Annotated in this window: 10 protein-coding genes and 1 pseudogene; 8 read left to right on the plus strand and 3 right to left on the minus strand. The window is 70.4% G+C overall.

The window, feature by feature from the left end:
* Positions 1 to 168, plus strand: a pseudogene (locus tag U5911_RS16810) (AMP-binding enzyme); the annotation flags it as partial.
* 240 nt (positions 169 to 408) lie between these two features.
* Complete coding sequence (locus U5911_RS12005; RefSeq protein ID WP_336037162.1) at positions 409 to 624, plus strand: DUF8119 family protein; 216 nt, start codon at positions 409 to 411, stop codon at positions 622 to 624.
* 19 nt (positions 625 to 643) lie between these two features.
* Here the strand turns inward: U5911_RS12005 and U5911_RS12010 are convergent, their stop codons facing one another.
* Together U5911_RS12010 and U5911_RS12015 are read right to left on the minus strand one after the other, a co-directional pair.
* The gene (locus tag U5911_RS12010; protein WP_336037163.1) at positions 644 to 1,198 is read right to left on the minus strand and encodes a DoxX family protein; all 555 of its coding nucleotides are present in this window, start codon (positions 1,196 to 1,198) and stop codon (positions 644 to 646) included.
* A 517-nt stretch (positions 1,199 to 1,715) separates the two neighbouring features.
* Positions 1,716 to 3,653, minus strand: a complete 1,938-nt coding sequence (locus U5911_RS12015) for an archaea-specific SMC-related protein (RefSeq protein ID WP_336037164.1) — start codon at positions 3,651 to 3,653, stop codon at positions 1,716 to 1,718.
* A 116-nt stretch (positions 3,654 to 3,769) separates the two neighbouring features.
* Here U5911_RS12015 and rdfA point away from each other — a divergent pair, with 116 nt between their 5' ends.
* From rdfA to U5911_RS12045, 6 genes are all read left to right on the plus strand, one after another.
* Positions 3,770 to 4,399, plus strand: coding sequence for a rod-determining factor RdfA (rdfA, locus tag U5911_RS12020; protein ID WP_336037165.1), 630 nt, complete (start codon positions 3,770 to 3,772; stop codon positions 4,397 to 4,399).
* Between the two features lie 281 nt (positions 4,400 to 4,680).
* Positions 4,681 to 7,728 (plus strand): FAD-binding and (Fe-S)-binding domain-containing protein, encoded by a 3,048-nt coding sequence (locus U5911_RS12025; RefSeq protein WP_336037166.1) that lies wholly within the window; start codon positions 4,681 to 4,683, stop codon positions 7,726 to 7,728.
* Positions 7,729 to 8,310: 582 nt separating this feature from the next.
* Positions 8,311 to 8,820, plus strand: coding sequence for an LUD domain-containing protein (locus U5911_RS12030; RefSeq protein WP_336037167.1), 510 nt, complete (start codon positions 8,311 to 8,313; stop codon positions 8,818 to 8,820).
* The gene (locus U5911_RS12035; RefSeq protein ID WP_336037168.1) at positions 8,817 to 11,009 is read left to right on the plus strand and encodes an LUD domain-containing protein; all 2,193 of its coding nucleotides are present in this window, start codon (positions 8,817 to 8,819) and stop codon (positions 11,007 to 11,009) included. The genes U5911_RS12030 and U5911_RS12035 overlap by 4 nt, the downstream gene beginning before the upstream one ends.
* A 1,369-nt stretch (positions 11,010 to 12,378) precedes the next feature.
* Positions 12,379 to 13,248, plus strand: a complete 870-nt coding sequence (locus U5911_RS12040) for a ParA family protein (protein WP_336037169.1) — start codon at positions 12,379 to 12,381, stop codon at positions 13,246 to 13,248.
* Positions 13,248 to 13,745, plus strand: a complete 498-nt coding sequence (locus U5911_RS12045) for a DUF7970 domain-containing protein (protein ID WP_336037171.1) — start codon at positions 13,248 to 13,250, stop codon at positions 13,743 to 13,745. The genes U5911_RS12040 and U5911_RS12045 overlap by 1 nt, the downstream gene beginning before the upstream one ends.
* Positions 13,746 to 13,757: 12 nt before the next feature.
* On the opposite strand, the gene U5911_RS12050 is transcribed toward U5911_RS12045, so the two are convergent.
* Positions 13,758 to 14,477, minus strand: coding sequence for a TVP38/TMEM64 family protein (locus tag U5911_RS12050; RefSeq protein WP_336037172.1), 720 nt, complete (start codon positions 14,475 to 14,477; stop codon positions 13,758 to 13,760).
* Positions 14,478 to 14,580: the final 103 nt, after the last annotated feature.

Below are 14,580 nucleotides of genomic sequence, written 5' to 3' on the forward strand. Positions count from 1 at the left end.
CGCCCCGAATCCGTCGTCTTCACGCCCGAACTCCCGAAGACCCGCTCCGGGAAGATCATGCGACGCCTCCTCGAGGACATCGCCAACGGCGACGACCTCGGCGACACCTCCACCCTCCGAAACCCCGACGTCGTCGACGACATCCAGGCGAAAGTCGGCGGCGACTGACCGCACTGCGGCTTCTTCGCAGGCCACACACGGACTCAGAGGACGTGCCCCGCCGTCATGGGCGGCCACTGGCGCTCGGAACTCTCGCGGGTGGTGCTGGGGAGCGTCGCCGAAAGGTGTTGCGCCGCACGCGCCTGCCGGTGCTCGTCGTCGACGCCGAACGGGGGGCGGAGCCGTGACCCGGCGCCACCGAGCCACGCCTGCGTCCGCGACCGACGCCGGCCCGACGGAGGGCCGTCGATGAGCGCGCTGGACGCCGTCCGCGAGCACGTCGCCGAACAGCACGACGGGATGCTCTTCGACGCCGTCTTCGCGGTCGGTTGGGTGACGGTCGTCTCGCTGCTGTTCGAGGCCCTCGACGCGCCCGCCCTCGTCTACTACGGGGCCCTCGCCAGCGGCGTCGTCGCGTACTTCGGGTTCGTCTACTCGCTGCAGGTCGCCCGGGAGACGCAGTAGCGGCCCGACGCCGCTCTCCTCACCCGAGGAGGTACCGCGTCCACGGGTAGCGCTCGACGAGCGGCTGGCCGCCGACGTCGTACTGTTCGACTGCCTTGTCCAACCCGAGGATGCGGCCGGCGCCGAACGCCGCCACGGACAGGAACACGAGCATGTACGCGAAGTCGCCGTTGATGTAGCCGTGGCCGACGTCCCAGTTGCCCAGGTAGAACAACAGCATCATGAACGCGCCCCAGAACGCGGCGAGCCGCGTGAGGAAGCCGACGATGAGGCCGAGGCCGATGAGGACCTCGCCCCACGGCACGGCGACGTTCACGAAGTCGACGAACCACGGTGTCTCGCCCATCGCGACGAAGACGTCCGCGACGGGGCTGCCGTTGGCCGGCGGCGAGTTCTGCAGGTAGCCGGCCGCGCCGAAGCTCCCGGAGAGCACCTTGTCGACGCCGCTCTGGAGGAAGGCGACCCCCATCATGAGCCTGAGCGCGAGGATGAACCAGACGCTCAGGTGGTGGAGTTTCCCCTCGGCGGTGAACCCGCCGAGGCTACTGCGGAGTGTGGATTCTGTGGTTGCCATGATTCGTTGAACATTTTCACGGGGGGATTTAATAAAGGAGGGCAGCAGTTCCCGGAGTCTGGGGACTGGCGCGGCGGAACGCGACGCGCTTCGGCCGTCGGGGCCGCCGGTTCGGACCGTCGCCGAGTTACACCCTCGCTCGGACACCGGGGGAACCGGCACACGAGACGCGCGGGACGGGCGAGACGTACGAGATACCTCATATTGACATACATGACTGTATACGGATAGGAGTGCAGTCGGCGAGAAACGCGCCTAGACCTCCGTTAGAGGCGTCACGGGGGATATCCACGACGTCATTCCGCGATAATCCCGATCACAGCTATTCTGAAATAGGTGCCTATTCTCTTCTCTTGGGGCTCAGCGACGCCGATCTCGGCCGGAGACTGAGCTCGGCCTTCTCCTCGACGGTTCGGGAACGTCGATGGTGTCTGGTAGGTTCGGGGAAGAGTCTGATTCTTGCTACGATTGGTGGCGCGGGGGTCCCAACGCAGCGGCGCGGACGGGGTGGGTGCGCTCAGATGTCCGTGATGCGGCGGTGCTCGGTCTCGACGGCGGCGGCGTCCTCGGTGAGCAGCGCGACGACGAGGTAGTCGGCGTAGTCGGCGACGTAGTCCACGAGCTTCGCGATGCGGTCGGAGTCGATTGCCTCCAGGGAGTCCAGGAGGATGCAGGGCACGTCCTCGTACACCTCGTGGGCGAGGAAGCCCGCGAGCGCCAGCACGAGGCCCGTGATCTCGCGCTCGCTCTCCGAGAGGTGGTCGACGGTGTCCTCGTAGGCCGCCCCGGAGTCGGTGGTGCGGACGACGTGCAGGTCGAAGGCCGTCTTCGTCACCGTGCGGCGGCCCTCGGTGACCTCGCGCTCCCGGCGCTCCAGCCAGATGCGGTCGAGGTTGTCGTAGTCCAGCATCTCCAGGACCGTCTCCATGTGGTCGTTGAACTCCTCGACGGTGTCCCGCTCGATGCGCTCGATCTTCGTGCGGAGCTCCGTGAGCTCGTCCTCGACGCGCTCGCGTTCGGCCTTGAGGTCGGGCTCCTCCTCGATGCGGGCCTCGACCTCCGCGATCTCCGCCTCGACGGCCTCGAGGTCCTGCTCGAGGCGACCCAGCTCGTACTCGAGCTCGTTGGCCTCGCGGTGGTGCTCGAGCACCTCGCTGTACTCCTGGGCCTCCAGGTCCTCGACGGCGGCCTCCACGTCCTCCACGTCGGCGATGAGGTCGTCGCGGCGCTCCTCCAGGCGGTCGATGGAGGACTCCGCGCGCTCGATCTCGTCGCCGAGCTCGCGGAGGCGTCGCTGGACGCGCTCGCGCTCGCGTTCGGCCTCCTCGAGCTCGCGGCGCTCGGCCTGCAGGTCGTCGATCTCGTCCTCGACGGCCGAGACCTCGTCGAGTTTCTCCGTGCTGAACTCCCGCAGCTGGTCGACGGTCGCCTCGATCTGCTCGCGCTCGACGGCGCTCCCGCACGTCCAGCAGACGACGTCGTCGCCGTCGACGAGCCCGGCGGTGACGTCGCCGTCGTCGTCCTCGAGTGCGGCCAGCGCGTCGGGACCGGCGTCCTCGAGGACGTCCTCGTTGAAGCTGATGACGCTCCGGAGCTCGGACAGCTCGGACTCGAGGCGCTGCTTGCGGTCGCGCAGGCGGCGGATCTCGGCCTCCACCTCGTCGAGTTCGCCGTCCGGCGCGTCCGCCAGCGACTCGCGTTCGGCCTCGAGGTCGGCGCGCTCGCTCTCCAGGCTCGAGAGGCGCTCGCGCTCGGTCTCCAGCTCGTACCGGACGTCCTCGAGCTCCGACCGCAGCGAGCTGAGCTCGTCGAGTTTCTCCTCGAGTTCGGCTTTCTGCTGCTGGCGCTGCTCGACGTCGTCGGTCGCCTCCAGTTCCGCCTCGACGGACGCGAGGTCCTCGCGCGTGTCCGCGATCTCCGCCTCGAGTTCGTCGCGTCGCTGCTCTTTCTCAGGGAGCACGCCCTTCAGGCGGTCGATCTCCGCGAGGTCGTCCTCGATGCGGTCCCGTCGGTCGACGAGCCGGTCGATCTCCGCCTCGATCTCGTCGGTGTCGACGGGCTGGAGGATGATGTCGTGGAGTTCGTCGCCGCGCTCGACGGCGCGGCGCACCTCGTTGTTCTCCAGGAGGAACGCGAAGAGGTCCGCGAGCTCGGGGTCGTCGAGGTAGGGGTCGCCGCCGGAGACGACCGTCTCGCCCTGCCGGGAGAGGTGTCGCGTGTAGGTCTCGCCGCCGACGTCGAGCTCGACGGACGCCTCGTCGGCGTCGCCCTTGACGGTCACGTTGTCGCTGCCCATCGCCGCCATGAACGCCTGCAGCAGCGACGTGCGGTTGGTGGCGTTCCTGCCGGCGAGGACGTTCACGCCGGACGAGAACTCGACGGCGGTCTCCTCGATGCCGCCGACGTTCTCGACGCGGAGTTCCCCGTCCGACAGTCTCTGCTCTTGCACACCCATGCCCAGTACTCAAGGTATCAGCGCAATAAATCTTGTCGAACGGGGGCCCGGTGGAAGGCGGTTGCCACCAAAGGCGGGGGGACAGCTATAACCGGTCCGGCCCGAGTTGGTGACGCATGGCCGATGGCGAACGCGATGCGGGCGGCCGGCGGAGCAAGGTCGCTCGCGTCATCGACGAGTACGACCTCCACGGACTCGGCGAGGAACTGGAGGCGCGGTGGACGGCGACCGGAGACGACCACTGGAGCCTGCGCGACCTCGCGGCGCACGTCAACGAGGCCGTCGTCCGGGAGCGCTTGCGCGCGACCGGCGCGAACCCCTCGGAGGCGTACGTCGAGAGCGTGGTCGGGCTGTTGACGGGTGACGGCGGTGGCGGTGCCGACGAGACCCACCTGCGGCGTCGACTGGAGCGCGAGGGCGTGGACGTCGACGGGCTGGCCGCGGACCTCGTGACCTACCAGGCGGTGCGGTCGTACCTCCGCGAGTACCGCGGCGCGGAGTACGAGCGCGAGGTGGGGGACCGCGTGGCGGCAGCGAGCACGGCCGTCCAGAAGCTCCGCGGCCGCCTCACGTCGGTGACGGAGTCGAAGCTCGAGCAGCTCCGGTCGACGGCCCGGATCACGCTGGGGGAGTTCCGCGTCATGGTGGACGTCCAGGTGCTGTGCACCGACTGCAACACGCAGCGCGGCGTCGCGGAACTGCTGGCGGCGGGCGGCTGCGACTGCGAGGACGAAGGAGGAGAATAACAGAAGTACGTGTGTTATGCTTGCGCCAGTGTCACTCGCGTGAGTCCCGGACGCGAGCGGGGCGGACGCGAGAGGCGTCGCGCGCGTCCGGGGCCCCGGAAAACACGGCAGGAACGTGCCGGGACTCGGCAGGTAGCGGGACCAAGTCAGGTACTGGGGCCCAGACACGCGTCGGGACCCGGGCACGTGCTGGGGTCCGCCCGGAACGGGAGTCCGGCACGGCCAAACTTCCCCGGTTCCGAAAAGCCAAGGGAGTGACCGTGCTACCTCCCGGCAACCAGATGGCATCCAACGAACGCGGCGCGCCCGGTGGCGGGCGCCCGGCGGCGGACGACCGGTCGGCGTACGACTACGTCAGCGACGACGTCGCCCGCCCGGGCCTCGTCGAGGACCTCCGCGGGCTCGTGGACGGGGACGTGCGCTTCGACACGTACACGCGACAGCTGTACGCGACGGACGCGTCCGCCTACGAGGTGACGCCCATCGGCGTCGTGTTCCCGGCGAGCACCGCGGACGTGTCGGCGGTAGTGGAGTACTGCGCGGACCGCGAACTCCCCGTGCTGCCCCGCGGCGGCGGCACCAGCCTCGCCGGCCAGGCCGTCAACGAGGCGGTCGTCCTCGACTTCACGCGGCACATGGACGACGTCGTCGACGTGCGGCCCGACGACCGCGAAGCCACGGCGCAGGCGGGCGCCGTCCTCGAGGAGCTGAACGGCCTGCTGGCGCCCCACGACCTGAAGTTCGCGCCCGACCCCGCCGCCGGCGACCGCAGCGCCATCGGCGGCGCCATCGGGAACAACTCCACGGGCGCCCACTCGCTGAAGTACGGGAAGACGGACGCGTACGTCGAGGAGTGCGAGGTCGTGCTCGCGGACGGCACGGTCGAGCGGTTCGGCGAAGTCGACCTGGACGCGGTCCGCGAGCGCGCGGACGCCGACAGCGATGACCTCCTCGAGCGCATCTACGCGGCCGTCCGGGACGTCGTCGACGACCACGGCGACGAGGTCGCCGAGCGGTTCCCGGACCTCAAGCGGAACGTCTCCGGGTACAACCTCGACCGCCTCGTCGACGAGGCCGCGGACGGCAGCGTCAACCTCGCGCGCCTGCTCGCGGGCAGCGAGGGCACGCTCGCGGTCGTCACAGAGGCGACGGTCTCCCTCGAGCCCGTGCCGAACACGAAGTCCGTGACGCTGCTGACGTACGAGAGCGTCGTCGACGCCGTCTCCGACGTGACCCACGTCCTCGAGCACGACCCGGCCGCGGTGGAACTCATCGACGACACGCTCATCGACCTCGCCGGCGAGACCGCGGAGTTCGAGGACGTCGTCGCGCTCCTCCCCGAGAACACGCGCGCCGCGCTGCTCGTGGAGTTCTACGCCGCGGACGACGCCGAGGGGAAAGCGAAGACCGCCGACCTCGTCGCCGACCGCGTTCCCGGCGAGGGCGGGGTGGCTCCGAGCGGCGACCGGTTCGCGTTCGACGCGCTGGAGGCCCACGACGACGAGGAGCGCGCGACGTACTGGAAGCTCCGGAAGTCCGGACTCCCCATCCTGCTCAGTCGGACGAGCGACGCCAAGCACATCTCGTTCATCGAGGACGCCGCCGTCCCGCCCGAGCACCTCCCGGAGTTCGTCACGCGCTTCCAGGAGATCCTCGAGGACAACGACACGTTCGCGTCCTTCTACGCGCACGCCGGCCCGGGCGTCCTGCACGTCCGGCCGCTCGTGAACACGAAGTCCGACGCCGACCTCGAGGCGATGGTGGACATCGCCGACCGCGTCACGGACATGGTCGTGGAGTTCGGCGGCAGCGTCTCCGGCGAGCACGGCGACGGCCGCGCGCGCACCCAGTGGAACCGCAAGCTCTACGGCGACGAGCTCTGGGGCGTGTTCCGGGACCTGAAGACCGCCTTCGACCCGGACTGGCTGCTGAACCCGGGCCAGGTCTGCGGCGACGTCTCCATGACGGAGCACCTGCGCTTCGACCCCGGTTACGACTTCGAGGCGGGCTTCTCCGCGGCGCTCAACTGGGAGAACGAGAACGGCTTCCAGGGGATGGCGGAGCTCTGCCACGGCTGCGGCGGCTGCCGCACGAGCCAGGACGCGGGCGGCGGCGTGATGTGTCCGACGTACCGCGCCGCCGACGAGGAGATCACGTCGACGCGCGGCCGCGCGAACATGCTCCGGCAGGCGATGAGCGGCGACCTGCCGGACGACCCGACCAGCGACGAGTTCGTCGACGAGGTCCTGGACCTCTGTATCGGCTGCAAGGGCTGCGCGAAGGACTGTCCGAGCGAGGTGGACATGGCGAAGATGAAAGCGGAGGTCGTCCACGAGCGCCACCAGCGCGAGGGCGCGAGCCTCCGTGACAGGCTGTTCGCGAACGTCGACCGCCTCGCGGCGCTCGGGTCGGCGACCGCGCCGCTGTCGAACCTCGCGCCGAAGCTCCCCGGCGCCCGCGCCGTCCTCGAGAAGACGGTCGGCATCGCCAGCGAGCGGTCGCTGCCGTCGTTCCAGCGCAGGACGCTGAGAGACTGGTTCGAGGCTCGCGGCGGCAGCGAGGTCCCGGCCGCGAGCGCGGAGCGCCGCGCCGTGCTGTTCGCGGACACGTACACGAACTACGCCCACCCCGAGATCGGGGAGGCGGCGGTGCGCGTGCTGGAAGCCGCTGGCGTCCACGTCGACCTCGCGGACAACACGGACAGCGGCCGGCCGGCCCACTCGAAGGGGTTCCTCGAGAAGTCCCGCGGGGTCGCCGAGTCGAACGTCGCGGAACTCGACCCGCTCGTGCGTGACGGCTGGGACGTCGTGCTCGTCGAACCCTCGGACGCCGTGATGTTCCAGTCGGACTACCGCGACCTCCTGAGCGGGGACGCCGTCGAGCGGGTCGCCGAGAACACGTACGGCGTCCTCGAGTACCTCGACGCGTTCCGCCTGGACGAGGCGCTCGCGTTCGACGCGCCGACCCGGTCGCTGGCCTACCACGGCCACTGCCACCAGAAGGCGACGAAGAAAGACCATCACGCGGTCGGCGTCCTGCGGCGCGCCGGCTACGACGTCGACGCCGTCGACTCGACGTGCTGCGGCATGGCGGGGACGTTCGGCTACGAGGCCGAACACCACGCGATGAGCGAGGCCATCGGCTCCATCCTCGTCGACCAACTGGACGACAGCAGCGGCGACCTCGCGGTCGCGCCGGGCGCGTCCTGCCGCACCCAGCTGGAGGACATGCTCGACGAGCGGTCCCGCGACGCCGGCCGCGTCGTCCCCGAGGACAGGGAGAGCCCGCCGACGCCCGTCGAGATGGTCGCCGCCGCGCTCCGCGAGTGACGCGACCACCGCGCTCGCGTCGGCTGGTTCGACCGCTTCGACCGATTCGGCCACTGCGCTCGCTTCGGCTGGTCCGACCGCTTCCACGTTCCGGCCTCGCGTCCCTCGTAACCGGGTGGGAGTGAGACACGTCCCCATCGCCGGAACTACTCGGGAAGACAGAATAGCCGTGTATCTGGTACGTCGGCCTCCGGCTGGCCCGGGCCCCTCCGGGTGGTAGGCGGCCGCTCCCCGGTACCGAGAGGGCTCGAAGCCACGTCAGCCGCCGTCTCCGCGAGCCGGGGCGAGTCGGCAGACCGCCGGCCGTTCGACTCGGTTCCATCCGCGGTGCGACCGAGTGTGTGACCCGCGGAGGCCGCCTCCGAGGCGATACGTCGGCCGGCACGCTCGACGGAACGGGGACTGGCGGGGACTGGTGGTCCGGCTGCTCTCGACTAGGAGAGGACGTGTCAACCCCACGATTGGAACGAGCACTAGTAGCGAGTGTGAGTGGAATCCAGTAGTGCGACGACAGTCGCCTGCGACCGACGCGGACTGCGGTGACCGGAAGACATAACCCGAATCTGTCCCGATACGTGCGCAATGCGAACGGACAACACAGACGAGTTCGCGTCGGCGCTCGCGGCCGCCGACGTCGAGTGCACGCGCACGACGGCCGCCGACCTCCCGGGGACGCTCGCCGACGTCGTCACGCAGCCGGCAGTCGGCGCGCCGCTGGACGTCGACGGCGTGTCGCTGGCCGACGCGCCGGTCGAGACCGAGGTGACGCCGCGGCGCCTCGACGACGCGGAGACGGGCGTGACGCGCGTCCACGGCGGCGTCGCCGAGTACGGGACGTTCGTCGTCCAGGCCGACGCCGCCGGCACGGAACCGGTCGCGCTGTACCCCACCGAGCACGTCGGCGTCGTCTGCGCGAGCGACGTCCGCGCGGACGTCCGGTCGACGGTCGACTGGCTCGGCGGGGAGTTCGACGCCGGCCGCGACACCGCGGTGCTGGCGACCGGGGCCAGCGCCACCGCCGACATGGGCGAGCTGGTGACGGGCGTCCACGGCCCGCAGACTGTCCACGCGGTCCTGGTCACCGACCGATGAGCCGGCGCGAGAAGGCCCAGCGCATCCGCCACCTGCTGGACACTGAGGGCGACGCCGTCTTCGAGAACACCACGCACATCAACGACGGCCGCCTCGAGGCCAACGCCACGCGGGACGACATCGAGGCGCTCCGCGAGGAGGCACGCGCAATCAAGGAGGACGCCATCGAGCGCCTCCCCGAACTGATAGAAACGGTCCGGGAGTCCGTCGAAGCGAACGGCGGCACCGTCTACCTCGCCGAGGACGCCGCCGACGCCAACGACTACATCACCGACGTGGCCGCGCGGAAGGACGCCGACGTGCTCGCGAAGTCGAAGTCGATGACCAGCGAGGAGATCGAGGTCAACGACGCGCTCGAGGCCGCGGGCGTCGAGGTCTGCGAGACGGACCTCGGCGAGTTCGTCCTCCAGGTCGCCGAAGAAGCCCCCTCGCACCTCGTCGGCCCGGCGTTCCACAAGTCCACCGCGGAGATCGCGGACCTGTTCAACGCGCACTTCGACCCCGGGGAACCCCTGGAGACCGCCGAGGACCTCACGGCGTTCGCGCGCGACCACGTCGGCGCCCAGATCCGCCGCGCCGACGTCGGGATGACCGGCGCGAACTTCGTGTTCGCGGCGTCCGGCACCGTCGCGCTCGTCACCAACGAGGGCAACGCCCGGAAGTGCGCGGTCACGCCGGACACGCACGTCGCGGTCGCCGGCGTCGAGAAGCTGATTCCGAGCGTCGACGACTTCACGGCGTTCGCGGAACTCATCGCGCGCGCCGGCGGCGGCCAGGACATCGCCACCTACCTCTCGCTGTTGACGCCGCCCGTCGACTCGCCGGTCGTCGACTTCGACGAGCCGGACGAACCCCTGGACGCCAGCACCGACGACCGCGAGTTCCACCTCGTCCTCCTGGACAACGGCCGGACGGCGATGCGCGAGGACGACGACCTCCGGGAGACCCTGTACTGCATCCGGTGTGGCGCGTGCGCGAACTCGTGTGCGAACTTCCAGCACGTCGGCGGGCACGCGTTCGGCGGCGAGACGTACACCGGCGGCATCGCCACGGGCTGGGAGGCCGGCGTCTACGGCCTCGACTCCGCGGCCGAGTTCAACGACCTCTGCACTGGCTGCAGTCGCTGCCTGAACGCCTGTCCCGTGAAGATCGACATCCCGTGGATCAACACCGTCGTCCGGGACCGCGTCAACCGCGGCACGGACCGCGAGTTCGACTGGCTCGTCGAGGGGCTGTCGCCGGACGCCGATCCGGGCGGCGTCGACCTCCAGAAGCGGCTGTTCGGGAACTTCGGCGCGCTCGCGAAGCTCGGTTCCGCGACGGCGCCCCTCTCGAACCGGCTCGCGGACGCACGTCCCGTTCGCGCGCTCCTCGACCGCGTCGCCGGCGTCGACCCGCGCCGCGACCTCCCCGAGTTCCGGCGGGAGACGCTCGCGGACTGGTTCGCGTCCCGGACGCCGCTTCCGGCGGCCGGCGAGAGCGACCGCGAGGTCGTCCTCTATCCGGACGCGTACACGAACTACGTGCTCGTCGACCGCGGGAAGGCGGCCGTCCGAACGCTGGAGGCCCTCGGCGTCGACGTGGCGCTGGCGCCCTGCCGCGAGAGCGGGCGCGCGCCGCTCTCCCAGGGGATGCTCGCGACCGCCCGGCGGCAGGCAGACCGCGTCGCCGACAGCCTCGAGCCGTTCCTCGAGGACGGCCGGGACGTGGTGGTCGTCGAGCCGTCGGACCTCGCGGCGTTCCGCGACGAGTACGGTCGCCTGCTCGACGGCGAGCGCGCGGACCGCGTCGCCGAGCACAGCTACGAGGTGATGGAGTACGTCTACGGCCTCCTGGAGAACGGCGCGGACGCGGACGCCCTCTCCGGGGGCGGCGAGCTCGCGTACCACAGCCACTGCCAGCAGCGCACGCTCGGCCTCGACGTCTACACGGAAGCCGTCCTGGAGCGACTGGGCTACGACGTCGTCACCTCGGACGTGGAGTGCTGCGGGATGGCGGGGAGCTTCGGGTACAAGTCCGAGTACTACGAGCTCAGCGTCGACGTCGGCGAGACGCTGCGCGACCAGCTGGAAGCCGACCCGGCGGCCGACCGCGAGGTGGTCGCCAGCGGCGCGTCCTGTCACGAACAGCTCGCGGACCTGCTCGCGCGCGGCAACCGCCACCCAGTTGAGGTCCTCGCGCCCGAGTGAGAGCCGGCGTGGCGGCTGGTCGCCCCGCAGGCTCGAATCGCGCGCTGTGAGGCGGCCGCGCTGTCGTGTTCTGCCGACGTCCGCCGCGACGCGCTCGAGAGAGGTGGAATCGGCACCTATCACTCGCGTCCGTTCCCGGGCGGTTCGCCCTTGACTGCGCGTCTCCCGGCGCTACGGCGCCCACGGATTCCCTCGGAGGTGGGCGTCCGCGCGGGCCGCTCCAGACGGTGATTCGTATCGCAGCATGGGATTTACTGGTCGCGGCTCTCGGGCGTGACTGCGGCTCTGCGTGCGGGTCTTCGCGCCAGACCGGCCACCACCGGTGTCTGGAGTCTCCGATGTCCGTCCTCCGGGGTGTGCGAGTCGACTCGACGGCACTCGCCAGTCGTCGCCGATGGTTCTGCGAGCTGACTCGAGCGAGAGGGCGTTCGGCGGTTCGCGGGCCTGGCCCTGTTCGACCACTCGCCGCGTGTCCGGTGCCGCCGGGTCCCCGCAGGTCGCGTCTGACTCGGCGCTCGGGCGCTGCGCGGTGTGACGGCGAACGCCGGCCGTCGAACGCCCGCTCTCGCGGAATAAACCCCATGCCGAGATACAGAACTACTGGGGGCGGTTCCAGATCCGGTTCCCGGTATCGGTCGTGAATGCCCTGTTGCCGCCCGCTCGGGGCGTGTCTCGTTCGCGTGGCTCCTTCTCCCCGTGTCTTGTTTCGTGTGCGTGGCTCCTTCTCCCCGTGTCTTGTCTCGTGTGCGTGGCTCCCTCTCTCTGCGTCGTGCGGTCGGCGGCGTTCGGGACGTCGGCGTGTGCTGGGGCCTCGACTCGACACCGCAGTCTGTCCCCACGGCGGCCAATCGACTCGACGTGTCGCGCTCGCCGTGGGTCCACGACTCGACGCAGGTGCATTCGCCGTGAGTGGCCGGCCCGCCGTTCGTACACCAACCGCGAGCTGACTGCCAGGTGGGGGTGGCAGTTGATCCTTGTTCGTTCGGTCCGTCTGAGGCCGTCGTCGGCCGGCTTCCTCGAGTGCCGTCTCGGGACCGGGGGATTCTACTCTTCTCTCACGTGCGCGTGTGGTAGCTCGGAACGGACACCTGTCCCGCCGTCGTGTCGGGGAACGGACACCTGTCCCGCCGTCGTGTCGGAGCGGCACTTCTGACGTTCGTCCCGTTCGTCGACGCCCACGCGAGCTCGTACGAACCTCGGGTGCCTATTTCACCTCAGGTAGCTAGTTTAGCTCAGCTACCTCTCCGAGCTACCGCCGCTACCTATTCCCAGTGATTTATACAGGGTGCGGGGGAATCCCCGCGTACTTCGGCGTAGGCACCGCAGCCGGAACAGGTACGATAGGTGCCTATTCCAGACGAGGGACACAATGCAAACGGAACCACGCGCCGTCAGCGTCGGCATCCTGAAGGGAGGATTCGCGAAGACGACGACCGCGCTCAACCTCGCGCGCGAACTCGCGCACCGCAACGAGCGCGCGCTCGTCGTCGACCTCGACGACAACGGCCACATGACGCTGAACCTCGGGTTCGGCGACGAGTACAGCAGCGGCGAGACCGGCAACCACGCGGAATCGGTCCTGCTCGAGGGCGAGGACCCACGCGACCACGTCGTGAACGTCGTGGACGGCCTGGACCTCTTCCCCGCCCACGAGGACCTCGAGAGCGTCCAGTCCGCGCTCAAGGAGGCGACGATGGGGACGACGCGGCTGAAACGCGACCTCGTCGACCCGCTGCTGGGCGAGGAGTACGACTACGTGGTCGTCGACTGCCCGGCGAACCGCGGGAAGCTCAACGACAACGCGATGTACGCCACGGGCAACCTCGTCATCCCGCTGCGCCCGGAGAACGGCTACGAGACCGGGCTGTCGAACACGCTCGACCGCCTCGTCCAGGAGGCCCGCGAGTACTTCGAGCTGGACATCCTCGCGGTGGTGCCCTCGGACCTCCGGAAGCGCATCGACCAGGACACCCGGGACCGGCGGCTCCTCCGCGAGATCACGACCCGGGACGCCATCGACCACCTCGTCCCGAACTTCGCGTACCTCTCCGACGAGGACTGGGCGGCCGTCGACGACGGCAGCTACGACGGCGACCTCCCTGGCATCCGGTACCGCGCGGCCATCGACGACGCCCACCAGGCGGGCGTGCCGCTGCGTGACTACGACCCCGAGTGCGACCAGCTCGCGGCGTACGACGAACTCGCCGCCATCGTGGAACGCGGGGAGGTGGCTCGCTGATGGGCTTCGACGACCTCGAGGCCGCCGAGCGGGAGCACAGGGAGCGGGCGAGCGACGGCGAGGGGCGGGGTGAGGACGAGCGACCGGACGCGGTCGAGCAGCCCAGCGACGCCGAGCGGACGAGCGGCGACGAACAGCGGGTCGACGAACGAGCGGTGGACGACTCGGGGGCCGCCGAGGACCGTTCGACCGGACCGGGACAGGCCAGCGAATCGCCGGCGGAGTCGAGCTCCGCTGGGGGCGACGGCCAGGTGGGACGGGTGTCGACCGAGCCGGCCTTCGAGTTCGCGGCGGTCAAGCAGTCGCCGATGTACGCGCGCCCCGAGTCGTGGGCCGCCCTGGAGGACGCTCTCGACCTCGAGGTGGTGCGCGCGCTCCGCGAGTCCGGCGTGCGGAACGAGGCGAAGCGCGAGCTCCACGACGCGGCGCTGCGGGTCGCGGCCGCCCACCCGGACGAGATCGCCGACGCCGTCCGGGAGGCGCGCCGCGAGGACTGAGCGCCGTGGGCGTCACCGGTCCCGGAGGGCCGCGAGCAGGTCGGCTCGCTGCCAGTAGACGAGCGCGGCGACCGCGGCGAGCGCGCCGAGCAGCGCGGTGACGAGCGCGTAGTTCGCGGCCGCGAGCTCGGCGCCGGCGTGGCTCACGAGCAGGAACCCGGGGACGCGGCCGACGACCGAGACGGCGACCAGCTTCCAGACGGGGATGCGGGTGACGCCGGCGACGAAGCAGACGACGTCGTCCGGGAGCCCGGGCACGAGGAACACGAGGAACAGCGCGAAGGCGCCGTCGCGGTCGACGACGTCGTCGAAGGCGTCCAGGGTCTCCGCGGTGACCACGCGCTCGACGTACGGTCGGCCGAACCGGCGGGCGAGCAGGAACGCGACCGTGCTGCCGAGTGCGGCGCCGAGGAGGCTGTACGCGGCGCCGTGGACCGTCCCGAAGAGGTAGCCGCCGGCGAACGCGAGCACCTGGCCGGGGACGGGCGCGACGACGACCTGGGTCGCCTGGAGGCCGACGAACGCCAGCGGCCCGAACACACCGAAGCCGCGGACGCGTGCGCGCAGCCACACCGGGTCCGTGAGACCCGGCACCGCCCGCTGGACGGCGACGGTGGCCGCAGCGAGCGCGGCAGCGCCGACTGCGAGCAGGAGCAGCGTCTGCACGCGCGTCCGCGTGGACGTGAAGACGGGGCGCTTCCACGGGAGCCAGGTTGCGGGGTTCGGTGACACGGGTCGAGCGGGCGCGGACAGCGGTTGGTCGGTGCTGTGCGCCGAACTGACAAATACGTGTGGGTTCTCGACACGTCCGCCCCGTGGACGCGTGACGACTCGG

It is taken from the genome of Halobacterium yunchengense, from assembly GCF_037031165.1.
GTDB classification, from domain to species: Archaea; Halobacteriota; Halobacteria; order Halobacteriales; family Halobacteriaceae; genus Halobacterium; species Halobacterium yunchengense.